The organism is Microlunatus flavus (assembly GCF_900110855.1).
In the GTDB taxonomy this organism is placed as follows: Bacteria; Actinomycetota; Actinomycetes; order Propionibacteriales; family Propionibacteriaceae; genus Microlunatus; species Microlunatus flavus.
This window is the reverse complement of the sequence record NZ_FOFA01000007.1, coordinates 193,750-214,669: the sequence shown is the minus strand read 5'-3', so window position 1 is coordinate 214,669 and position 20,920 is coordinate 193,750. Positions and strand designations below refer to the sequence as shown.

20 protein-coding genes are annotated in these 20,920 nt (G+C 74.0%); 7 read left to right on the top strand and 13 right to left on the bottom strand.

The genetic code is table 11. The annotated features are described in order from the left end of the window. Positions 1-8 precede the first annotated feature (8 nt). Positions 9-260, top strand: coding sequence for a hypothetical protein (locus BMY04_RS16190; protein WP_091183217.1), 252 nt, complete (start codon positions 9-11; stop codon positions 258-260). Positions 261-269: 9 nt separating this feature from the next. On the opposite strand, the gene BMY04_RS16185 is transcribed toward BMY04_RS16190, so the two are convergent. Genes BMY04_RS16185 through BMY04_RS16175 form a run of 3 tightly spaced genes read right to left on the bottom strand, consistent with a single transcriptional unit; the run spans position 270 to position 3,408 of the window. Next, positions 270-1,511: an ATP-grasp domain-containing protein gene (locus BMY04_RS16185; protein ID WP_091183213.1), complete on the bottom strand. Its 1,242-nt coding sequence runs from the start codon at positions 1,509-1,511 to the stop codon at positions 270-272. A gap of 53 nt (positions 1,512-1,564) precedes the next feature. Continuing rightward, positions 1,565-2,314, bottom strand: coding sequence for an esterase family protein (locus BMY04_RS16180; protein ID WP_091183208.1), 750 nt, complete (start codon positions 2,312-2,314; stop codon positions 1,565-1,567). After that, positions 2,311-3,408: an alpha/beta hydrolase gene (locus BMY04_RS16175; RefSeq protein WP_091183204.1), complete on the bottom strand. Its 1,098-nt coding sequence runs from the start codon at positions 3,406-3,408 to the stop codon at positions 2,311-2,313. The genes BMY04_RS16180 and BMY04_RS16175 overlap by 4 nt, the downstream gene beginning before the upstream one ends. 121 nt (positions 3,409-3,529) lie before the next feature. Between BMY04_RS16175 and BMY04_RS16170 the strand changes: the two genes are divergently transcribed. Then, entirely contained in the window at positions 3,530-4,366 is an 837-nt protein-coding gene (locus tag BMY04_RS16170; RefSeq protein WP_091183201.1) for an Fpg/Nei family DNA glycosylase, read from the top strand. A 60-nt stretch (positions 4,367-4,426) separates the two neighbouring features. On the opposite strand, the gene BMY04_RS16165 is transcribed toward BMY04_RS16170, so the two are convergent. The 3 genes from BMY04_RS16165 to BMY04_RS16155 form a co-directional block, all read right to left on the bottom strand. Beyond that, positions 4,427-5,884, bottom strand: a complete 1,458-nt coding sequence (locus tag BMY04_RS16165; protein ID WP_232506450.1) for an RNB domain-containing ribonuclease — start codon at positions 5,882-5,884, stop codon at positions 4,427-4,429. A 39-nt stretch (positions 5,885-5,923) separates the two neighbouring features. Continuing rightward, a complete protein-coding gene (locus BMY04_RS16160) occupies positions 5,924-6,652 on the bottom strand; it encodes a zinc ribbon domain-containing protein (RefSeq protein ID WP_091183197.1) in 729 nt (242 codons plus the stop codon). Positions 6,653-6,786: 134 nt separating this feature from the next. Then, positions 6,787-7,365 (bottom strand): histidine phosphatase family protein, encoded by a 579-nt coding sequence (locus BMY04_RS16155; RefSeq protein WP_091183194.1) that lies wholly within the window; start codon positions 7,363-7,365, stop codon positions 6,787-6,789. A gap of 195 nt (positions 7,366-7,560) precedes the next feature. On the opposite strand from BMY04_RS16155, the gene BMY04_RS16150 reads away from it, so the two are divergent. Beyond that, positions 7,561-9,171: an aminopeptidase P family protein gene (locus BMY04_RS16150; protein WP_091183190.1), complete on the top strand. Its 1,611-nt coding sequence runs from the start codon at positions 7,561-7,563 to the stop codon at positions 9,169-9,171. Further along, on the top strand, positions 9,168-10,268 hold the full coding sequence (gene corA, locus BMY04_RS16145) for a magnesium/cobalt transporter CorA (RefSeq protein WP_091183188.1): 1,101 nt from the start codon (positions 9,168-9,170) through the stop codon (positions 10,266-10,268). Before BMY04_RS16150 ends, corA begins: the two co-directional genes overlap by 4 nt. Positions 10,269-10,447: 179 nt before the next feature. On the opposite strand, the gene BMY04_RS16140 is transcribed toward corA, so the two are convergent. The 4 genes from BMY04_RS16140 to BMY04_RS22865 form a co-directional block, all read right to left on the bottom strand. After that, positions 10,448-10,954 (bottom strand): YflT domain-containing protein, encoded by a 507-nt coding sequence (locus BMY04_RS16140; protein WP_091183184.1) that lies wholly within the window; start codon positions 10,952-10,954, stop codon positions 10,448-10,450. An 83-nt stretch (positions 10,955-11,037) separates the two neighbouring features. Next, positions 11,038-11,595, bottom strand: a complete 558-nt coding sequence (locus tag BMY04_RS16135; RefSeq protein ID WP_091183181.1) for a hypothetical protein — start codon at positions 11,593-11,595, stop codon at positions 11,038-11,040. 40 nt (positions 11,596-11,635) lie between these two features. Next, positions 11,636-13,180 (bottom strand): D-alanyl-D-alanine carboxypeptidase/D-alanyl-D-alanine endopeptidase, encoded by a 1,545-nt coding sequence (dacB, locus tag BMY04_RS16130; protein WP_091183177.1) that lies wholly within the window; start codon positions 13,178-13,180, stop codon positions 11,636-11,638. 88 nt (positions 13,181-13,268) lie between these two features. Further along, entirely contained in the window at positions 13,269-14,003 is a 735-nt protein-coding gene (locus BMY04_RS22865) for a VOC family protein (RefSeq protein WP_232506449.1), read from the bottom strand. A 116-nt stretch (positions 14,004-14,119) separates the two neighbouring features. On the opposite strand from BMY04_RS22865, the gene BMY04_RS16120 reads away from it, so the two are divergent. From BMY04_RS16120 to BMY04_RS16110, 3 genes are read left to right on the top strand one after another with little or no spacing between them, the layout of a single operon-like run. Continuing rightward, positions 14,120-15,457, top strand: a complete 1,338-nt coding sequence (locus tag BMY04_RS16120) for a magnesium transporter MgtE N-terminal domain-containing protein (RefSeq protein ID WP_232506448.1) — start codon at positions 14,120-14,122, stop codon at positions 15,455-15,457. Then, positions 15,444-16,097, top strand: coding sequence for a DUF1003 domain-containing protein (locus BMY04_RS16115; RefSeq protein WP_091183173.1), 654 nt, complete (start codon positions 15,444-15,446; stop codon positions 16,095-16,097). The genes BMY04_RS16120 and BMY04_RS16115 overlap by 14 nt, the downstream gene beginning before the upstream one ends. Positions 16,098-16,146: 49 nt before the next feature. Continuing rightward, positions 16,147-17,310, top strand: a complete 1,164-nt coding sequence (locus tag BMY04_RS16110; protein ID WP_091183170.1) for an Mrp/NBP35 family ATP-binding protein — start codon at positions 16,147-16,149, stop codon at positions 17,308-17,310. 457 nt (positions 17,311-17,767) lie between these two features. Here the strand turns inward: BMY04_RS16110 and BMY04_RS16105 are convergent, their stop codons facing one another. Genes BMY04_RS16105 through BMY04_RS16095 form a run of 3 tightly spaced genes read right to left on the bottom strand, consistent with a single transcriptional unit; the run spans position 17,768 to position 20,919 of the window. After that, positions 17,768-18,184 (bottom strand): Sec-independent protein translocase subunit TatB, encoded by a 417-nt coding sequence (locus tag BMY04_RS16105; protein WP_091183167.1) that lies wholly within the window; start codon positions 18,182-18,184, stop codon positions 17,768-17,770. A gap of 1 nt (position 18,185) precedes the next feature. Continuing rightward, complete coding sequence (locus tag BMY04_RS16100) at positions 18,186-19,427, bottom strand: S1C family serine protease (protein WP_091183163.1); 1,242 nt, start codon at positions 19,425-19,427, stop codon at positions 18,186-18,188. Between the two features lies 1 nt (position 19,428). After that, positions 19,429-20,919, bottom strand: a complete 1,491-nt coding sequence (locus BMY04_RS16095) for an anti-sigma factor family protein (protein ID WP_091183159.1) — start codon at positions 20,917-20,919, stop codon at positions 19,429-19,431. Position 20,920 lies beyond the last annotated feature (1 nt).

Below are 20,920 nucleotides of genomic sequence, written 5' to 3'. Positions count from 1 at the left end.
CGCGGACCATGGCCGACGCGGACGACCCGGACGACCCGGGACAGGCCCGTCGCCAGGCGCGTCGCACCACGGCCGCCGGTATCGCCGGCGTCCTGCTCATCGCCCTCGGGGTGGGGATGAGCCTGCTGGACGTCGGCGGTCTGGTGGCGCCGACCGTCCTCGCGATCCTGGGCGTCGGCGCGCTGCTCGCCGCGGTCGTCACCGGGGCCCAGCAGATCGCCCAGGCCTACAAGCGCCCGGACGACGACTTCTGGCGCTGAGTCACGGGTTCAGTCCGTCGCACCCGGGCGCTGCTGGTCGCTCGCCCAGAGGTCGACGAGGCCGTGGAAGTGGGCCAGGAACGCGTCCTGCTCGTGCGGCGGATAGGTGGCGCGGACGGTGTCCAGGAGCATCCGGTCGAAGGCCGGCGAGGTGACCCAGTCGTGCACCTGCTCCTCGAGGTGCGGCAGGTGCTCGGTGCACCACGACCGGTAGCGCTCGGTCTCGAAGTACCGGTCGGCGATGGCGAGGTAGGCGTCGATCTTGTCGGTGTAGGAGCGGTCGGGGTCGTCGGCGACGGCGAAGTACTCCGCGGTGCTCAGGTCGACGCCGGCCTTGCGCCCGGTCGAGAGGCAGTAGACCGACCAGCGCACCAGGGCGGTGATCGCCCACGGGAAGTAGTAGTGCAGCGAGGTCACGGCCACGTCGGGGCAGGCGTTGGCGTAGTCGATCGGGTAGACCTCGTCGCCCGCCACCAGCATCTCGGCGGAGTTGAACTCCCAGCCGAAGAAGGCGTTGACGATGCGGCTGATCGCCACGGCCTCGTGCCCGGCCTGCGGGGAGAGGAAGTCGTGGCTGACCGCGTACCGCTGGTGCATCGGCTGGTCAGGGCGGAAGTCCATGACCATGGTCTCGGGCCCGATCGACAGGGCGCGCGCGAAGTGCTCGTAGTCGACCGTGGCCTGGAGGTGCATGAGCATCTCGCCGGACGCGTCGTAGCTGCGGTGCAGGTCGTCGGGGTTCTCGATGCGGGACACCCCCCGCCAGCCGCCGCCGTCGAAGGGCTTCATGTAGAGCGGGTAGCCGATCTCCTCGGCCAGGGCGTCGAGGTCGAAGGGCTGGTTGTACTTCGCCGCGGTGTAGGCCCACCGCACGTTGTCGATCGGGTTCTTGTAGGGCACGAGGACCGTCTTGGGGACCTTCAGCCCGAGCCGCAGCATGGCGCAGTAGGCGCTGTGCTTCTCCATCGACTGGAACGTGAAGGGGCTGTTCAGCAGGTAGGTCCCGTTGACCAGCGCGGCCTTCTTCAGCCACTCGCGCGGGTGGTAGTACCAGTACGCGAGCCGGTCGATCACCAGGCCGCTGCGGACCGGGTCGGTGAGGTCGAACGGTTCGATGGTCAGCCGCTCGCTGCTGAACGTGTGCTCCTGCCCGCCGCTCGTGACCGGCCCGACGCGGGCGAGGATGTCCTCGAACGCGACCGGCCAGTCCTCCTCGGCACCCAGCAGCAGCCCGATCAGGTGGGAAGTCACGCCCCTTGCCTAGCAGGGCCGGCGGTCGGGCGCGAGCGCCGGGTGCTCGCGTCTCAGCAGAAGCGCGGCAGGTGGTGCGCGATCTGGCGCCGCCACCACTCCCAGTCGTGCGCGGAGTCGTGGCCCCACAGGTCGAGCTCGCAGTCGATGCCGCGCTCGGCGAGAAGGCCGGCCATCCGCTGCGTCTGCGGCAGCGAGCGGGTCGGGTGCGTCTCCCACGCCCCCTGGCCGACGACGAGCACGACCTTCAGCCGTTCGCGCAGCCGGTCCAGGTGCTCGCCCGACAGGCCGGGCACGTAGTCGCTCGGGTTGGTGAAGTAGGCCGCCTCGCCGCGCTCGCCCCAGGCCCGCCAGGTCGAGGGGTCGTAGTTGCCGGACAGCCCGATCACGACCGGGAACAGGTCGGCACGGGTGAGGCCGAGCTGCAGCGCGTGGTAGGCGCCCAGCGAGCAGCCCGTGACGACCGCGTCCGCGGCGCCGGGCGTGTCCCGCCCGATGAACGGCACCACCTGGTCGGTGATCCAGGACGCGTACGCTCCGTGGCGCCGCGCGCGTTCCTCGCCGCTGATCCAGCTGTCGGACCAGCTGGTCTCGTCGAAGGAGTCGACGCAGTAGAGCTTGGCGCGGCCCTCGTCGAGCAGCGGGCGCAGCGCGCCGACCATGCCGTTGGCCTCGTAGTCCCAGGCCCGCCCGCGCTCGCTGGGGAAGACGACGACCGGACGGCCCCAGTGGCCGTACCGGATCACGGTGCCCGGCCGGGGCAGTCCCGGCGCCTCGAGCTCGACCTGGACGCGTTCGGTCATGCCGTCACCGTGGCAGAAGTCCCCTCGCCCTGTCGAAGGGCCTCGTGCACCACCTCGGGGAGGTAAGGGTCGAGGAGGTCGCGCCAGCAGGTCCAGGTGTGCCCGTCGCGGACCTCGCCCGTGCCGACGTCGAGGCCCAGCGCCCGGAGCGCGGCGGCGACCAGACGGTTGTTCGCGGCGTTCTCCTCCGCGGTCCCGAAGACGACCCGGACGGGCAGCCCGCTCGGGGCGCGGCGGGCGTCGAGGACCTCGTCGACGAAGGCGGTGATGCGGTCCCACGAGCCGTGGCCGCTCTCGTGGCCGTCGAGCTGCGGGGTGAAGAAGGAGCCGGACTGCAGCAGCAGCCCCCCGAACGTCCCCGGGTGGCGCCACTCCGCGTGCAGCGCGGCCAGGGCGCCCAGGCTCTGCCCGGCGAGGACCGGCCGGCCGACCGTCGGCGCCTCGGCGAGGAGGGCCGGCACGACGTTCTCGCACAGCGCGGCGGCGTACGCGTCGTTCGCGGAGTAGCGCTCGTCGCGCGGCCCCGGCGCGAGCAGCCCGACCCGCAGCGGCGGCAGGCCGCCGGTCCCCTGGACCTCGCGCAGGGCCGTCATCACCCCGACGAAGCGGGTCAGCTCCCCGAGGTGGTCCATCTCCGGCCCGTCGTGGGACAGCAGCAGCGGGAGCGGTTCGTCGGGGTCGGTCCCGGCGGGCGACCAGAGCTGGACGTGGACCAGGTCGACGGGCGTCTCCACGGCGAGGTCATGCCGGGTGCCCTCCTCGGCCTGCAGTCGCAGCCAGGCCGGCTCGCGGTAGCCGAGGGACACCCACGAGTGGTCGCCGAACGCCCCGCCCACCTGGAGCGGGTTCGCGGGGTCGGTCCGCATCACGGTGTGGCCGTCGCCGGTCTCCTCGATCAGGTACTCGAGGCGGTCGACCGGCGGCAGGTCGGCGCGCGGCACCGCGAGCTCCCAGCCGCCGGCGACGCGCGTGAACCCGGTGTCGCCGAGGTCGAAGTCCGACCACAGCCGGACCGCCTCCAGGCGCCCCTCGGGGTCGTCGACGCGCCAGGTCACCGACACGTCGGTGACCTGCGGAGCGGTGGCGGCGGGCATCCCGCGAGCGTAGCCGTCGAGCCCCGTCCGGGGCCGCGTGCGACGGACGCGGAGTGGTCGTCGCTCACCGCGGCCCATCGCCGTCGGCAGGCGCCTTGCGTCGACCACCACACTGGGCGCCGTGCCAGAGCTGCCCGAGGTGGAGAGCGCCCGCGCGACGATCGAGGCGGCGGCGCTCGACCGGCCGATCGCCGCGGTCGACGACACCGACACCTACGAGTGCCGGCCGCACGCGCCCGGGGAGATCGCGGCCGCGCTGGTCGGCCGCTCGCTGACCGCCGCGCACCGGCAGGGCAAGAGCATGTGGTGCGACACGTCCGGGACCGACGGCGACTCGACGCCCGGGCCGACGCTCGGCATCCACCTGGGGATGAGCGGACGGATCCTCGTCACCGGGCCCGACGGCGCGCTCACCCAGGGCGGCGACTGGACGGGCGGTCGCTACGGCCGCGGCGGCGACGAACCCGACCGCAAGGCGGTGTGGGACCGGTTCACGCTCACGTTCGCCGACGGCGGCACCCTGCGGCTGTTCGACAAGCGCCGCCTCGGCCGCGTACGGCTGGACCCGGACGTGAGCCGGCTCGGCCCGGACGCGGAGGAGGTCGGTGTCGACGAGCTCGTCGAACGCCTCGGGCGCGGTTCCGCGCCGGTCAAGGCGAAGCTGCTCGACCAGTCCGTCGTGGCCGGGGTCGGCAACCTGCTCGCCGACGAGACGCTCTGGCAGGCCCGGCTCTCGCCGCGACGCCCCGCCGACCAGCTCAGCCGCGACGAGCTCGTACGCCTGCACGACGCCCTGCACGACGCGACCAAGGACGCCATCCGCCAGGGCGGGGTGCACACGGGCGAGGTGATCGAGTTCCGGCACGCGGGCGCGCACTGCCCGCGCTGCGGCGCCCAGATGGTGCGCGCCACCGTCGGCGGCCGCACGACCTGGTGGTGCCCGCAGGAGCAGGTCTGACGGTGCACTTCCTGCCCGGCCGTGGTCTGCGGCGGACCCGCGGCGTACGGGAGCGCCCGCTCAGGCGCGCTCGAACCTGACGGTTCCGGTCTCGGGGTCGGCGGCGGCCAGGCGGACCTGGAGCTCGTGGCCGAGGGGGAGGTCGTTGCCGGACACGCGCGCCTCGACGGCCGGGTCCTGAACCACCACGGTCCCGCGGGACTTCTCCGGCTCGACCTCGACGACCGTGCCCGTGAACACCTCGCCGACGCGCGGCTGGAGCAGGCACGCCTCGACCCAGTCGACGACCGCGCGCTCGTAGCGGTGGGCCGCCTGGTCGGCGCGGGCCATCTCCTCCGGCAGCTGCGGCAGGGCGTCGCGGACCCAGCCCGGCACGGGGGTCCCGGCGCACAGGGCGAGGCAGACCTCCCCGGCGTAGCGGTCGACGAGGCGGCGCAGCGGCGCGGTCACGTGGCTGTAGTCGCTGGCGATCGCCGCGTGCTCGGGATCCTCGGGGACGCTGCCGTCGAAGGCGGCGTAGCCCGCCCCCCGGAACAGCACGGTGCAGGCGTTCATCATCGCCGCGTCACGGGGCCGCGCCGGGTCGAGGCTGCGGACGAGCTCGGGGTAGTCGAGCTCGGCGGGCCAGCGGATGCCGAGCGCCTTCGCCACGGCCCGCAGCCGCCGCAGCGCGGAACCGGTGGCCGGCGGCATCGTGCGCACGATCCCCACGCGGGCGTAGAGCATCAGGTGCGCGGCCGCCATGCCCGTCAGCAGGGAGATCTGCGCGTTCCAGCCCTCGACGGGCAGCAACGCGCGGTAGGTGAGGTCGAAGCCACCGCCGTCGACGGGAACGACCTCCTGCTCCGGCAGGTTGAGGCTGACGCCGCCGCGCTCGCGCTCGCGCTGCTCCCGCAGCGGTCCCACCTCGGCGAGCAGGGCGAGCGTGGGCCGGGTGCCGCCGGGCCCGGGGTGGTCGATGTCGTCCTGCGCCTGCTCGTACGTCAGCTGCTCGCGGCTGCGGACCCGGGCGCGGACCACGCCGGCGTCGGTCGTGCGCCCGTGCGCGTCGAGCTCCACGGTCCACAGCAGCGCGGGCCGCACCTCGCCGGGCAGCAGGCTCGCCGCCCCCTCGGAGAGGACCGGCGGGTGCAGCGGGCTGCGCTGGTCGGGGCCGTAGAAGGTCTCGCCGCGCCGGTGCGCCTCGAGGTCGACCGGGTCGCCCGCGCTGACGAACGCGGCGACGTCGGCGATCGCGTACGACACCGTGAACCCGCCGTCGGTCCGCGCGGCGACGTGCAGGGCCTGGTCCAGGTCCTTCGACCCCGGCGGGTCGATGGTCAGCAGCTCGAGGTCGGTGCGGTCGAGGTCGGGCAGGCGCGGCGCGGCCGCAGCCCGCTCGGCGGCCGCGAGGACCTCGGGCGGGAAGTCGGTCGGCACGTCGAGCTCGGCCCGGATGTGCTCGAGGCCGCGGGTGACCCCGGCGGTCTCGGGCGCCTGCAGGACGCGCGCCGGCAGGCCGATCTTGGGGGAGGGCACGGGTGCCGCCCTACGCCGTCGCCACGGCGTCGGGCCGCGTCACAGCCCCGACTCCGCCGTGCGCACGAGGATCCGGCCGCACTCCTCGCAGCGCAGCACCTCCTCCGGCGGGGTGGCGGCGTACGCGCGCAGCTCGTTCGCGTTGACCTCGAGCTGGCAGCCGGTGCAGCGGCGGTGCAGCAGCTCGGCGGCGCCGACCCCGCCCTTGCTGGTGGCGATCTTGGTGTAGAGCGCGACGAGGTCGGCGGGCAGCTCGGGCAGCAGCCGGTCGCGCTCGGTGCGCTGGTACGCGGCCTCGTTGGCCAGCGCGCCGGCGGCCCGGTCGCGGGCCGCGGTGGCCTCGTCGATCTGGGCGGCGAGCGCGTCCACGCGGGTCTGCAGCGCGTCCCGCTCCGCCTGGGCCTGCTCGAGCGCCTCCATGACCTCGAGCTCGACGTCCTCGAGGTCGCCGATGCGCCTCCGCAGGTGGGCGACCTCCTCGACCATCGAGCCGAGCGACTTGGCGTCGACGGTGCCGTCGGCGATGCGCTTCTCGTTGCGGGCCAGCCGCTGGCGGACGGGTTCGAGGTCGGCCTCGGCCCGCTCGGTGTCCAGCTCCAGGTCCGAGACGCGCGTCTGGGCGCCGACGAGGTCCTCGCCGACCGTGGCCGACTCCGCGCCGAGACGGTCGAGGGTGGCCTGCTCGGGCAGCGTCCGGCGCTGCTGGGCGAGGCGGGCGATGGTCGAGTCGACCGCCTGCAGGTCGAGCAGCCGCAGCTGCGCCGTCACGTCGGCTCTGATCGTCCTCACCTCTTCCCGCGTCGCCCCGGGCCCGGGGCGCGTCGCCCCGTCCACCGGACGGGCGACCGACGCACCAGCCTACTGAGCGCGCGGCGGGCCTGGGCGCTGCCCGGGAGGTGCCCCTAGGCGGGCGGCGCGTTCCACTGGCGCAGCGCCGGACCGCCCTTGGCCTCGCCGAGGATCGAGACGGTGCTCGTGTCGAGGGGGAAGCGGTCGCCCACGGCCAGGTCGAGCCCGAGCCAGCAGAGCGTCAGCGCCCGCAGCGCGTGCCCGTGGCTGAAGACGACCGCCTGCTCGACGCCGCTCGTCCGGACCCGCTCGATGACGCGGTCCATCCGCTCGCGGACCTGCTCGGGGGTCTCACCGCCGGGGGTCGGGGAGGTGAAGATCGTCCAGCCGGGCGCCTGCTCGTGGATCTGCGGGCTCGTGAGGCCCTCGTAGTCCCCGTACGCCCACTCCACGAGGTCCTCGTCGACCTCGGGGGCGTGCGGCCCGACGAACCCGGCCAGCTCGGCGGTGATCATGGCGCGGTGGCGCGGGCTGGTGAGCACGAGGCCGAACGCCGAGGGGTCGAGGTGGCCGAAGAGCTTCAGCGCCTGCTCGCGCCCGTGCTCGGTCAGCGGCAGGTCGGTCACCGAGGTGTGCCGCCCGTCCCTGCTCCACTCGGTCTCGCCGTGGCGCACGAGGTAGAGCAGCGTCATGCCCGCCAACCTAGCGGTCGCCCTCCCCTGGACCGCGGGCGTGGACCTCGGAGGCGGCGGGCGTGGACCTCGGAGGCGGGCGGCGACGGTTCGGCGGACTATGCGAAGCGGTGTCCCGTGCGTTCACCTGCCCGTTGCGGGCCGGTGCGAGAATGCCCGACGGACCACAAGACGCTTGGAGAGGGAGGTCGGGTCATGAGCCCTGCAGACCCGGACGAGACCGCGACCGTCGTGACGAGCGAGGAGCCGCCGGCGAGCAACCGCGCCGTCCCCTTCTCGGACGCGTTCAAGGCCTTCATCGCGCAGGGCTGGGCGCCCTACCCCACCGAGCGCCCCGAGCCGCTGCCCGCGACCGCGTGGACCGCCGCCCGCCGGGAGGCGCTCAGCGCGCTGTTCCCCGGCGAGCGGCTCGTGGTGGCCGCCGGCGGGCTGAAGGTCCGCTCGAACGACAACGACTACCGCTTCCGCCCGCACTCCGCCTTCGCCCACCTGACGGGGCTCGGCACCGACCGGGAGCCCGACGCGGTGCTGGTCCTGGAGCCGACCGACGCGGGCCACGACGCGACGCTCTACTTCAAGCCGCGGGCGCCGCGCGACTCCTCGGAGTTCTACGCCGACGCCCGCTACGGCGAGATGTGGGTCGGGCGGCGCTTCTCGCTGGAGGAGATGGCGGCGCTGACGGGCCTGCGCACGGCTCCGGTCGACGAGCTCGCCGACCACCTGCGCAAGGACGCCGACACCATCACCGTCCGCGCCAACCGGGCCGACCTGGCCCCCGAGGTCGCCGCGGTCCTGGCCGAGGTGGCGCCGGCGACGCAGGCGGCGGCCGTCGAGGGCCAGGAGCAACCCACGACGGAGGACCCGATCGGCGAGGCCGAGCGCGACGCGGAGCTGCTGACCGCGCTCAGCGAGCTGCGCCTCGTCAAGGACGACTTCGAGGCCGACCAGCTGCGCGAGGCGTGCACCCGGACGGCCGAGGGCTTCGAGGCGGTCGTCGCCGACCTGCCACGCGCCGTCGCGAACGGTCGCGGCGAGCGCTGGGTCGAGGGCGTCTTCGGCCTGCACGCCCGCCACACCGGCAACGGCAACGGCTACGACTCGATCGCCGCCGCCGGCGACCACGCCTGCACGCTGCACTGGATCCGCAACGACGGCGACGTGCGCGACGGCGACCTGCTGCTGCTCGACGCCGGCGTCGAGCTCGACTCGCTCTACACCGCCGACGTCACCCGGACGCTGCCCGTGAACGGGCGCTTCAGCGAGGCGCAGCGCCGCGTGTACGAGGCCGTCCTGGCCGCGCAGGAGGCGGGCATCGCGGCGGCCAAGCCGGGAGCGACGTTCTCCGACGTGCACAAGGCGGCGATCCGCGTGGTCGCGGAGCACCTCGACGCGTGGGGGCTGCTGCCCGTGCCGCTGGAGGAGGCGCTGTCGGAGGAGGGTGGGCAGCACCGGCGCTGGATGCCGCACGGCACCTCGCACCACCTCGGCCTCGACGTGCACGACTGCTCGCAGGCGCGGCGCGAGAACTACCGCGAGGGCACGCTGGCGCCGGGCATGGTGATCACCGTCGAGCCGGGCCTGTACTTCAAGGCCGACGACCAGCTCGCCCCCGCGGAGCTGCGCGGCATCGGCGTCCGGATCGAGGACGACATCCTCATCACCGCCGACGGCAACGAGAACCTCTCCGCCGGGCTGCCCCGGACCGCCGACGACGTCGAGGCGTGGATGGCCGGGGTCTGGGCGGGCTCGGGGACCGGTACGGCCACGCCGAGGTCGGGTGACGCCGCGCCGGTCTCCGCGCGATGACGGCGCTCCCCCAGCGCCGGCACCTGCCGGGCATGACGCTGCCGCTGTCCGTGCTGGGCCGCCGGGCGGCGGGCACCACGCCCGTCACCCCGGTCGACGACGACGTCAGCTCGGTCGTCGCCTGGGCCTGGTACGTCGACGGCGTGCGCCGGCCGGCGCAGAGCATCGCCGAGGCGGCCCAGGGCGCCCAGGCCGGTGAGGGCTTCGTGTGGCTGGGCCTCAAGGACCCGGGCGACGCCGACCTCGAGGCGCTGGCCTCGCAGTTCGCGCTGCACCCGCTGGCGATCGAGGACGCCGTGCACGGCCACGACCGTTCCAAGCTGGAGACGTTCGGCGACGACCTGTTCATGGTCGTCTCGACGGTCGCGTACGTCGACCACGAGGAGATGACGGAGAACTCCGAGGTCGTCACCACCGGCCAGGTGATGATCTTCCTCGGCGACCACTTCGTGATCACGGTCCGGCGCGGCGAGCACGCGCAGCTGAGCGCGCTGCGGCGTTCGCTCGAGGCCGACCCGGAACGGCTCGCCCGCGGCCCGTGGGAGGTGCTGTACGCCGTCACCGACAAGATCATCGACGACTACCTGGCCGTGGTCGACGAGATCGAGACCGACGTCGACGAGGTCGAGAGCGCGGTGTTCGCGCGCGGCGGCTCGCACGAGGTCGACCGCGTCTACCAGCTCAAGCGCGAGCTGATCGAGTTCAAGCGCTGCGTGCTCCCGCTCGGCGCCCCGTTGCTGCGGCTGGCGACGCGCGAGCTGCCCGTCGTGCCGCCGCAGGCCCGCGCGTACTTCCGCGAGCTCGCAGACCACCACACGCAGGTGCGCGAGGCGGTCGCGTCGTTCGACGAGGTGCTGAGCTCGATCCTGCAGGCCGGTCTGGCCCGCGCGTCGGTCGCCGACAACGAGGACATGCGCAAGATCTCCGCGTGGGTCGCGATCGTCGCCGTCCCGACCATGATCGCCGGCATCTACGGCATGAACTTCGACAACATGCCCGAGCTGCACTGGCACTACGGCTACTACGCCGCCCTCGGGCTCATCGCGCTGATCATGGTCAGCCTCTACGCAGGGTTCAAGCGCAACCGCTGGCTCTAGCGAACCCGTCCTTCCCGGCCGGCCCTGGCAGATCGAGAGGTAGGTTGCCGCGCCGTTATCGCCTCCAGGAGCGCCGCAACCTACCGCTCGATGGGAGGTGGGACGAGGTGGGTGTGGCGAGGGGTAGGTTGCCGCGCCGTTCCGGCGTCCCAGGAGCGCCGCAACCTACCGCTCGCGGCTCACTCGAACTGCGCGGCGCGGGCGCCCGGGAGGTTCTGCAGCATCTCGCGGGCCTGGGCGGCGACCTTGTGCTCGCAGAGGACCTCGTACTTCGTCGCGACCGTCTGGCTGATCGAGGTGAAGTCGCGCCGGCCGCGGCTGAGCGCGTAGCCGAGCGCGGAGAAGGCGATGCCCAGCACGATGCCGATGCCCAGGGCGACGGCGAAGAGCGCGAGGAAGCTGGCACCCGCGGGGGTGAAGATCAGCAGCACGAGGGCCACGAGCAGACCGGTCGACAGGCCCGACTGCACGCCGCTGGCGATGACGGTGCCCCAGTTGCGCCGGCCGAGCACCCGCTCCACCGACTTGAGGTCGGTGCCGACGATGGCGAGGTTCTGCACCTCGAACTTCTCGTCGGCCAGGTAGTCGACGGCCCGCTGGGCGTCGTCGTAGGTGTTGTAGATGCCGACGGACTGCGGGAACTGCAGCTCGAAGAGCGAGCTGGGCTGCGGACGAGCGAACGACATGGGACCTCCTCCGGTCGCTCCCGATGCTATCGGTGGGGCCTGTGCGGTCCCTGTCCGTCTCCCGGGCGTCCGCTGTGCCCGGTCTAGCGCCGGGTGGCCAGCACCGCCAGGGTCAGGGTCACCGCGTCCTCGAGGACCGCTCCGGGCCAGTCGCGACGGAACAGCCGTGCGGCCCGTCCCCGCCACGCGTGCCCCAGGTACGCGGAGGCGAGGGCGGCGGCGACGGCCACCGGTACGCCGAGCGCGGCGCTGCGCGGCACGGCCGGCAGCGGTCCGGTCGGCCACAGCGACGCCTCGGCCGGTCCCTGCTCGTGCGCCGCGGGCGCCTGCCGCGCCCGGTCCTCCTCGTCCTCGGCCCGGGTCACGAGCAGCGCGGTGCCCGCGGCGAGGGCGAGCCGGGACAGCAGGACGGGCGGTGCGAGCCGGCTGGGCGCGCTGGGGAGCTTGTCCCCCACGAGCTCGCCGGCCGCGGCCAGCGCGACGACCCCCTTCACCCAGAGCCGCCCGAAGGTCGCCTCGGGCTGGCGCTGCGCCAGGTCGGGGGTCACGGCCACCTGGGCCGCGAGCCCGCTGAACGACCGGGCGCCGGTCGCGAGGCCGGCGAGGGCGCAACGGCCGAGGGCGGGGAGATCCAGGTCCATGCCCTTGTTCTACCCGACGGCCGGTGATCCCAGGCCCGAGTCAGCCCCGCCAGCCGGCCAGGGCGACCACCAGCTCGTTCTCGACCGGACGGGGCGTGGCGCCCGCGTAGTTGCTGACCATGGAGAAGGCGTAGTGCCGTCCGTCGCGCCCGGTGACGTACCCGCTGAGCGCGGTGACGCCGGTGAGCGAACCGGTCTTGGCGTGCGCGTTGTCCGCGGCGCGGGTGCCGTTCATCCGGTGGCGCAGCGTGCCGCCCACCCAGTGGCTGTTCACGCCGGCCACCGGCAGGCCCGCGTCGAAGGCCGGCCACCACGGCTCCTCGCGCACCGTGACCAGCACGCTGGTGAGGGTCAGCGGGCTGACCCGGTCGCGGCGGGCCACGCCGGAGCCGTCGGTGAGGCTGAGGCCCTTCGTCGGCACCCCGAGCCCCCGGACGTACGCGGTCGTCCGGGCCAGGCCGCCGGGCCAGCTCCCCGGGCGGCCGTCGAGGGTGCCCATGGTCTTGGTGAGCGCCTCGGCGTGCAGGTTGTTCGACAGCTTGAGGAAGGGCACCAGCAGCTCCGCGAGCGGGACCGAGCGGTCGCGCGCGACCCGGGTCCGCTTCGTCGCGGGCGTCGTGCCGAGCTTGGTGCCGCCCTCGACCTCCACGTCCTGCCGCGAGAGCTCGCGGCGGAACACCGCCGCCGCGTACAGCTCCGGCTTGTCGACGGTGACCAGCCCGGACCAGGTCGTCCCGGCCCGGACGTGCCCGCGCACCGTGACGGTGTTGCCGCCGAGCCCGCGCCCCAGCGAGACGCTCGTGGACCCCGTCGTCGAGGCCTGGTTGACGAGCTCGAGGTACTTCTTCGCGGCCCCCGGCGTCGTGCTGAGCGTCGGGCGCTTCCCGCGGGAGCCGCCCTTCACCTTGACGAGGACCGTGCCGCTGTCGAGGTCCGCGTCGGGCGCGACGGTCAGGGCCGCGGTCTGGGCGGCGTAGGAGGCCGACGCGTACGAGGTGGACCAGCCGGGGTTGTAGCGCTTGTCGTCGAAGAAGCTGCCGTCGGCGACGACCTTGCCGGTGACCGCCGTGATCCCCGCGGCCCGCACGTCCTCGGCGAGCCCGGCGTAGTCGGACTGCCGCGTGGTGGGGTCGCCGTGCCCGACGAGGTAGAGGTTGCCGTGCAGGACGCCGTCGCGCACCTTGCCCCGGCGGACCACGTCGGTGCTGAACCGGTAGCCGGGCCCGAGCTCGTGCAGCGCCGCCACGGCGGTGAGGATCTTGGCGTTCGAGGCCGGCATGCCCGCGCTGCTCGCGCGGCGGGCGTAGAGGACCTGGCCGGTGTCGGCGTCGAGCACCGAGACGTCGGACTCCGTACGGCTGCGCGCGTCGTCGAGGATGCCCGAGAGCTTCGCGGCCAGGCGTGCGTCCGAGCGGGCGGAGGTGCCGTCGGCTGCCGGCCCCGCGACCGGGCTGCCAACCACCGGCGCCGCCGCGGCGGACCCGGGCAGGACGCCGACGGTTCCGAGGGCGAGGGCCAGGACAGCGGCCGACGCCGCTCCTTGCCGGAGCAGCGGACGCGGGTGGGACGACGTGGGCACGGGCATGTGGGCCTCCGCAGCATCTGGGTCCCCGAGCCCGAGCACCGTAGCCCCGCGCCACCCGGGTGCACAGGGGTCGCAGCGACCTCTCCAGTCACGGTCGAGGGTTGCCGGCACCACCCTTCCCGGGCGCGAACACGCAGAACTCGTTGCCCTCGGGGTCGGCCAGCACGTCCCAGGCGACCTCGTCGTCCTGCGCACGGAGCAGCGTCGCCCCCGCCTCGAGCAGCGCCGCGGTCGAGCCCTCGACGTCGAAGTGCACGCGGTTCTTCACCCGCTTCCGTTCAGGCACGGCGGCGAAGACGAGCTCCCACGGCAGCCCGCTCGTCGTCGCCGGGCGTCCGTCGGGGCCACCGTCGAGCCACACGACCTCGCCGTCGTCCTGCAGCTCCACGCCGAACCGTTCGGCCCACCACGCACCGACCGCCCACGGGTCGGCGCAGTCGACGACGAGCTCGTACAGGCGGTAGGGCCGCAGCCGATCGGGTGGCCGGACGAAGACGCACAGCTCGCCAGCCTGGTCCTGCGTCAGCACCGTCCAGGGCTGGCTGGCGTCGAGCACCCGCGCATCGAGGGCCAGGACGTCGTCCACGGCAGCCACGTCGACGTCGAGGTGCACCCGGTTCTTGACCGTCCGCGGCTCGGGGACGAGGTTCAGCCACACCGCGTGCTCGGCCACGTCGTCGCCGAGCAGGAGCACCGCGTCGCGCCGCTCCTGCTGCTCCAGCCCCAGCAGCGGCCCGAAGAAGGCGGCCGCGGCGTCGAGGTCGCCCACGTCGACGCAGAGGTCCTTGAACCTCACGCGGCCCGCACCATGATCATCAGCCACGGCGTCGCTCCTCTCCATGATCATCGGTGTCCCGCCAGCAGGCCGGTGTGCGGCCCGCACGAGCCTCGCACGCGTCGCCGGTGAGACGGACGCGTACCGGGGACGATAATCGCCCCGTGGCGTCCGCGACCTCGAGCACGATCTTCGTCTCCCGCATCCGTGGCCTGCCGGTCCTCGACCTCTCGGGCGACCAGGTGGGACGGCTGCGCGACGTCGTCGTGCAGCGACGCGCGGGGTTCCTCGCGCCCCGGGTCAAGGGCCTGGTCGTCGAGCTCTTCGCGCGGCACCGGATCTTCATCCCGATGGTCCGCACCTCCAGCATCGACGCGGTGCAGGTCGTGATCTCCGGCGTGGTGAACACGCGCCGCTTCGAGCGGCGCGACTCCGAGACCCTGGTGATCGACGACCTCTTCGACCTCGGGGTCGAGCGGCTGGACCCGGCCGGACCCAGCCGGGCGGTGATCTTCGACGTGGCGATGACGCCGGTGCGCTCGCGCGACTGGGAGCTCTCGCAGGTGGCCCTGCGCGCCGCCGGGCCGGCGCGCCGCTTCGGCCGGCCGGGCAACGTGACCATCGTCGACTGGCGCAGCATCCGCCTGCCCGGGACGACCGACGGGGGCCAGGGCACCGAGCAGCTGCTCGCCCAGCTCGAGGACATGAAGGCCGCCGACGTGGCGCGCGAGCTCCACGAGATGACGCCGGAACGGCGCGTCGAGGTGGCCTCGGCCCTCGACGACACCAAGCTCGCGGACGCGATCGAGGAGCTGCCCGAGGACGAGCAGGTGGCGCTGATCTCCCAGCTCGAGCCCGACCGGGCCGCCGACGTGCTGGAGGAGATGGACCCCGACGACGCGGCGGACCTGATCAACGAGCTCAGCGACGACATGGCCGAGGTGCTGCTGCAGCACATGGAGCCGAGCGAGGCGCGCGACGTGCGCCGGCTGCTGAGCTACAGCGAGTTCACCGCCGGCGGCATGATGACGCCGGAGCCGGTCGTGCTGCCGCCGGACGCGACGGTGGCGGACGCGCTGGCCCGGATCCGCGAGCCGACGCTGACGCCCGCCCTGGCCTGCATGGCGTACGTCTGCCGCGCACCGCTGGAGACGCCGACCGGGCGCTACATCGGCGCCGTGCACTTCCAGCGGCTGCTGCGCGAGCCGCCGTCGACGCTCGTCTCGGCCCTCGTGGACACCGACATCGAACCGGTCAGCGTGGACGCGGGCCTGCACGCCGTCAGCCGCTACTTCGCGACGTACAACCTGGTCAACGCGCCGGTGGTCGACTCCAGTCACCGCCTCATCGGCGCCATCACCGTCGACGACGTGCTCGACCACGCGCTGCCGACCGACTGGCGCGGCGACCAGCTGGACGCACCGCTCGAGGAGGCCACCGGCATCGGCCAGATCCCGCCCGTCCGCCCGCTCGACGAGGCGGTGAGCCGTGGCCAGGGCTGAGCGCGACAACGACCTCGGCAGCCGGGAGCAGCAGCGGCTGAACACCCCGGGGCGGCGCACCCGCTCCGTACTGCCCCGCGTGCGCTGGGACCGTGACGCCTTCGGCAAGTTCGCCGAGGGGTTCGCCCGCTTCATGGGCACCGCACGGTTCCTGGGCGGCATGACGGTGGTCATCATCGTCTGGGTCCTCTGGAACGTCCCCTACGGCCCGCCGCGACCACGTTTCGACGAGTACCCGTTCATCTTCCTCACCCTCGTCCTCTCGCTGCAGGCCTCGTACGCCGCGCCCCTGATCCTGCTGGCGCAGAACCGCCAGGAGGCCCGCGACCGCGTCGCGCTCGAGGCGGACCGGGAGCAGACGGCGCAGAGCCGGGCCGACATGGACTTCCTGGCCCGCGAGATCGCCGGCCTGCGGATGTCGGTCGGCGAGCTGGCCACCCGGGACTTCCTGCGCGGCCAGCTGCGCGCCGAGCTGCGGGAGATCATCGACGAGCTCGACGACGAGGACGACGACGGGCAGGAGGGGCTCGACCAGCCCCGGACGTCGGAGCGTCCCGACCGACGGCCCCCGACCAACGGCGCCCGGCGCGACGCCGCGAACGGTGGCAGCCGGCGCGACGAGGGTGTCCGGTCCCGCTGACCGTCGGCGGCCCGTGACGGCTGCGGTCGCGACCTAGGCTGGAGGGACCATGACGACCCCTACGCTCGAGCACCCGCTCGTCCCGCGCGTCCGCGCCGCCCTCCACGGGGTGAACGACCCCGAGATCAGGCGTCCCATCACCGAGCTCGGGATGGTCGACGCCCTCGACGTGGACGCCGAGGGGCGCGCGAGCGTCCGGGTGCTGCTGACCGTCTCCGGCTGCCCGATGAAGGAGACGCTGACCCGTGACGTCACCGCGGCTGTCTCCGCCGTCGAGGGCATCAGCGGCGTCGACGTCGACCTGGGCGTCATGAGCGACGAGCAGCGCACGGCCCTGCGCGACGTGCTCAAGGGCGGGACGCCCGAGCGCGAGATCCCCTTCGCGCAGCCGGGTTCGCTGACCAAGGTCATCGCCGTCGCCTCCGGCAAGGGCGGGGTCGGCAAGTCGTCGGTCACGGTCAACCTGGCGCTCGCCCTGGCTCGCAAGGGGCACATGGTCGGCCTGCTGGACGCCGACATCTACGGCCACTCGGTGCCGTCGATGCTGGGCGTCCCCGACGCACGGCCGACCGCGGTCGAGGACATGATCATGCCGGTCCCCACGCAGGGGCTGAAGGTCATCTCCATCGGCATGCTCAAGCCGCGCCGTGACCAGGTCGTCGCGTGGCGTGGGCCGATCCTCGACCGGGCGATCACGCAGATGCTCGCCGACGTCTACTGGGGAGACCTCGACTATCTGCTCCTCGACCTGCCGCCCGGCACGGGCGACGTCGCGATCTCGCTCGGCCAGAAGCTGCCGAACGCCGAGGTCCTCGTCGTCACGACGCCGCAGCAGGCGGCCGCCGAGGTCGCCGAGCGCGCCGGCACCATGGCCTCGATGATGAACCAGCGCGTCCTCGGCGTCGTCGAGAACATGGCGTACCTCGAGGTCGCCTGCCCCCACTGCGGCGAGCTGCAGCGCCACGACCTCTTCGGCACCGGCGGCGGCGAGTCGGTCTCGAACGCCCTCACCAGCCGGCTCGGCTACAGCGTCCCCGTGCTGGCGCAGGTCCCCCTGGACCCGCGGCTCCGCGCCGGCGGCGACGAGGGCGTCCCGATCGTCGTCGACGCCCCCGAGACGGCAGCCGGGAAGGCACTCCTCGGCCTCGCCGACACCATCGCCGCCCGCGGCCGCAACCTGGCGGGTCGGCAGCTGGGTCTCTCGCCCCTCTGATCGTCTCCGCTTCGCTCCGACGCGGAGCGGGCCCCGCAACTTATGTCCTCGCTCCGCTCGGACGCGCCTCGCGCTCTGGTCCGACGCTTTCGTCGTCGCGCGAGACGGTGACGGTCGGGTCGTAGACCGCCGTGGTCCGGCAGGTCTGCCCGGACTACCGCCGGACCGGGCGCCGGCGCCTGGACGACCGAGAGAGCAGACACGCGTTTCGTCTGCGAACGAGGGAGGAAGGCGCCGGGTCAGAGCCCGGACCGCGTCCGAGCGGAGCGAGGACAAAAGACACGCATCGGGTTGGAGCCCGCTCCGTGTCCGAGCGGAGCGAGGACAGAAGACTCGCCGGAGCGGGCGCCGGTGCCTGGACGACCGGACGGGCAGGACACGCTTTTCGTCCTGCCCGGGAGGGAGGAAGGCATCGGGTTGGAGCCCGCTCCGCGTCGGAGCGAAGCGGAGACAGAAGTTACGTCGCCTCGCCGTCGAACGGCGTACGGTCCGGGGTTGCGGCGGCCATGGCGTCGTTCGGGCCGTCGTCGGCGGCGCCGTCGATGGACTTGCGGACCGAGTCCTGAGACTCCGAGAGCGTCTCACCGATGCCGCTGATCTCGGCCTTGACGTCGGCGACGAGGGAGTTGTCGAGCAGGTTCTTCTGGATGAACGAGCGCGGGTTGAGGTCGCGGAAGTCGAGGTTCTGGAACTCCGGGCCGAGCTCGCGCGTGAGCTGCTGCTGGGCGTTGTTCGCCGTGGCGCGGAGGAAGCTGATCAGCCGCGCGGCCTTGCGGGCGAGGTCCGGCAGCCGCTCGGGGCCGAAGAGGATGACCGCGAGCACGATGAGCAGCGCGAACTCGGGCCCGTTGATGTCGAGGAGCAGCGGTGTCACGTCAGCCGACCTTCGCCCCGAGGGTGACCTCGGCGGAACGCTTGGCGCCGCCGCGGGTGTAGGCGAAGCGGACCGCTTCGCCCGGCCGGTGCGTCCGGACCGCCACCACGAGCTCCTCCCGGGTCGACACCCGACGGTCGTCGACCGCCGAGACGCGGTCGCCGGCCCGCAGGCCTGCCTTGCGCGCGGGTCCCCCGCCCTCGACGGCCGACAGCTCGACCCCGCCGGACGCCTCGCGCAGCTGCGCGCCGATGACGGGGTAGGTGGCCTTGCCGTCCTTGACGAGCAGGTCGGCGATGGTCCTGGCCTGGTTCGCCGGGATCGCGAAGCCGATGCCGATGTTGCCGCCCTGCCCCTGGCCGGAGCCGAGGGTGAGGATCGCGGAGTTCACGCCGATGACGCGGGCGGCCGCGTCGACCAGCGGGCCGCCGGAGTTGCCCGGGTTGATGGACGCGTCGGTCTGGATGCCGTCGATGTAGGCGGTCGGGGCGTCCGCGCCGCCCGAGGAGCTGACCGAGACCGGTCGGTCCAGCGCGGAGACGATGCCCTGGGTGACCGTGCCGGGCAGCCCGAGCGGGGAGCCGACGGCGACGACCGGTGCGCCCACCTCGGCGGTCGACGAGTCGCCGAGCTCCAGCGGGCGCAGGCGCTCGTCGGCCTTCACCTTGACGACCGCGAGGTCGTACGACGGGCTGCGACCCACGAGCGTGGCGTCGGCGCGGCGGCCGTCGGCGAACACGACGCGCAGCCGCCCCCCGCCGGCGGCCCCGGCGACGACGTGGTTGTTCGTCATGATGTGCCCTTCGCGGTCGAGCACGAAGCCCGAGCCCGTGCTCTGCTCGCCGGAGCCCCGGACCTCGATCATCACCGTGCCCGGCAGCGCACGGCGGGCGACCTCCACGGTGGTGGTCGTCTCGCCGGACGGTACCGGGGCCGGGACCGGGTCGTCGGCCGTGGGGTCGCTCGCGGACGTGGTGCCGGGCCGCTCCGTCAGCCGGGCCGCACCGAAGCCGGCCCCGCCGCCGACGAGCAGCGCGGTGACGGCGGCCAGGGCCAGCACGCTGCCGAGCCCGGGTCGCCGGGTCCGCGGCGGGGTCGACGGCGCGACGGGCTCGCCGAAGGGCCAGTGGTACGACGCGGGGGTGTAGGAGGGGGCGCCGGGGTCCGGCGCTTCGGCGCCGTCCAGGGCCGCCGGGGCGTGGGGCGATGAGCCCGGGCGAACCGGGGCCGGTCCGTCGGCCATCTCAGCCCTTCAGATCGGCGAAGATCCTCGACCAGCCCTCACGCACGCGGCCCAGGGTAGTCGTCCGGACCGGCCCCTCGTGCGGGAAGGCGGCGACCGCCTGGCGCAGGAGCTTCGTGGAACCGTCGGTCGTGACGGTGTAGACCGTGTCCCCCGACTGCCAGGTCGCCCACCGCACGGCTCCCTTGTGCCGCCACACCTCCATGCCGTCGTCCCAGGCGGCCCCGCTGGGTGCCCCCGAGAGCCGTCCGTGGCGCTGCAGCACGCTCACCGTGCTGGCCCCGTCGCCGTAGACGGCGTGCACCGAGCGCGGGTTGGTGGGGGTGTCGGTGCTCACCTGCAGCAGGTCGAGGCCCGCGACCTCGTCGCTGCAGTCCCACCCGGAGCTCGTGAGCCGCGCGGCGCTGGCGCTGGCCAGCCCGGCGGTGAGGAAGCGGGTGCTGGTCCGGGCGGCCGGGACCGCGGCGTACGGGACGACCTCGACGCTCGTGAACCCTGCGGCGGTGCTCAGCCCGTCGTCGTCGTAGCTCTCCTGCCACAGCAGGACGCCCGTCGCGGCGTCCACCCACCAGCGCTTGGCGACGTGGCCGGCACGGTCGGTGGCCTCGACGACGCTGGCCGTGCGTCCGGCGACCTCGACGCCCGACGTCGCGCTGAGCGCGTACGTGTGCGCGATCAGGTCGACCGGCGACGGCCCACCGGACGCGGCGACCTCGGCGGGGGCGAACGAGCTGGCGAGCACCGAGCCCGACGGCGCGAAGACGCTGACGAGGGTGCCCTGCCGGCTGCGGGTGTCGATGCCCACCTGCGCGGCGACGACGCGGTGCTCCTCCACCCGGGCGAGGACGGCCTGGCGGCCGTCGACGGTCGTCGTGCGTCCCGCGGCGAGCGCGCGCTCGAGCAGGTCGAGCGAGGCCGCCTCCCCCACCTCGTCGCGGCCGCGCGCCGGCGGACGGTCGACGTCGGCGGCGTCGCGGGTCGCCTCGGGCAGCGAGTCGAGCAGCATCAGGGCGCTGAGCGAAGCGCCGGTCACCGACAGCTCGGCAGCCGCGGCGCCGAACTCGGCCTGCGCCTCGTCGGCGGGGTCGGCGACGGCGGCCAGGCTGCCGACCGGGGCCGCGAACCATCCCGTGATGCCCAGCGCCGTCGCCACCGCACCGACGGCGATGACGCCGAGGAGGGCGCGCACGCGGGCCCGGTGCCGCTCGGAGGGCAGGGCGAGGGGGCTGCCGCCGTCGAACGCCTTGGTCCACGGCCGCGCCGAGGCGTCGCCGGCGATCGAGACGAGCCGGTCGGACAGCGGCGTCGGGGCCGGGGTGCTGCGCGCGCTGCGCCCGAGCAGGTCGCGCACGGCGCGCAGCTCGGCGACGTCGGCGCGGCACTCCGCGCAGCCCAGCAGGTGGGTGATCACCCGCTCGCGGTCCTGCGGCGACAGCGCGCCGTCGACGAGGCCGGACCGCAGCTCGGCCAGCTCGTCGCAGGGACCGCTCACG

Coding starts and splice junctions, on each gene's coding strand:
- corA (WP_091183188.1), top strand. CDS start 9,168: ATGACGGCGCTCCCCCAGCGCCGGCACCTGCCGGGCATGACGCTGCCG.
- BMY04_RS16190 (WP_091183217.1), top strand. CDS start 9: ATGGCCGACGCGGACGACCCGGACGACCCGGGACAGGCCCGTCGCCAG.
- BMY04_RS16100 (WP_091183163.1), bottom strand. CDS start 19,427: ATGGCCGACGGACCGGCCCCGGTTCGCCCGGGCTCATCGCCCCACGCC.
- BMY04_RS16150 (WP_091183190.1), top strand. CDS start 7,561: ATGAGCCCTGCAGACCCGGACGAGACCGCGACCGTCGTGACGAGCGAG.
- BMY04_RS16175 (WP_091183204.1), bottom strand. CDS start 3,408: ATGCCCGCCGCCACCGCTCCGCAGGTCACCGACGTGTCGGTGACCTGG.
- BMY04_RS16140 (WP_091183184.1), bottom strand. CDS start 10,954: ATGTCGTTCGCTCGTCCGCAGCCCAGCTCGCTCTTCGAGCTGCAGTTC.
- BMY04_RS16155 (WP_091183194.1), bottom strand. CDS start 7,365: ATGACGCTGCTCTACCTCGTGCGCCACGGCGAGACCGAGTGGAGCAGG.
- dacB (WP_091183177.1), bottom strand. CDS start 13,180: ATGCCCGTGCCCACGTCGTCCCACCCGCGTCCGCTGCTCCGGCAAGGA.
- BMY04_RS16135 (WP_091183181.1), bottom strand. CDS start 11,595: ATGGACCTGGATCTCCCCGCCCTCGGCCGTTGCGCCCTCGCCGGCCTC.
- BMY04_RS16180 (WP_091183208.1), bottom strand. CDS start 2,314: ATGACCGAACGCGTCCAGGTCGAGCTCGAGGCGCCGGGACTGCCCCGG.
- BMY04_RS16110 (WP_091183170.1), top strand. CDS start 16,147: ATGACGACCCCTACGCTCGAGCACCCGCTCGTCCCGCGCGTCCGCGCC.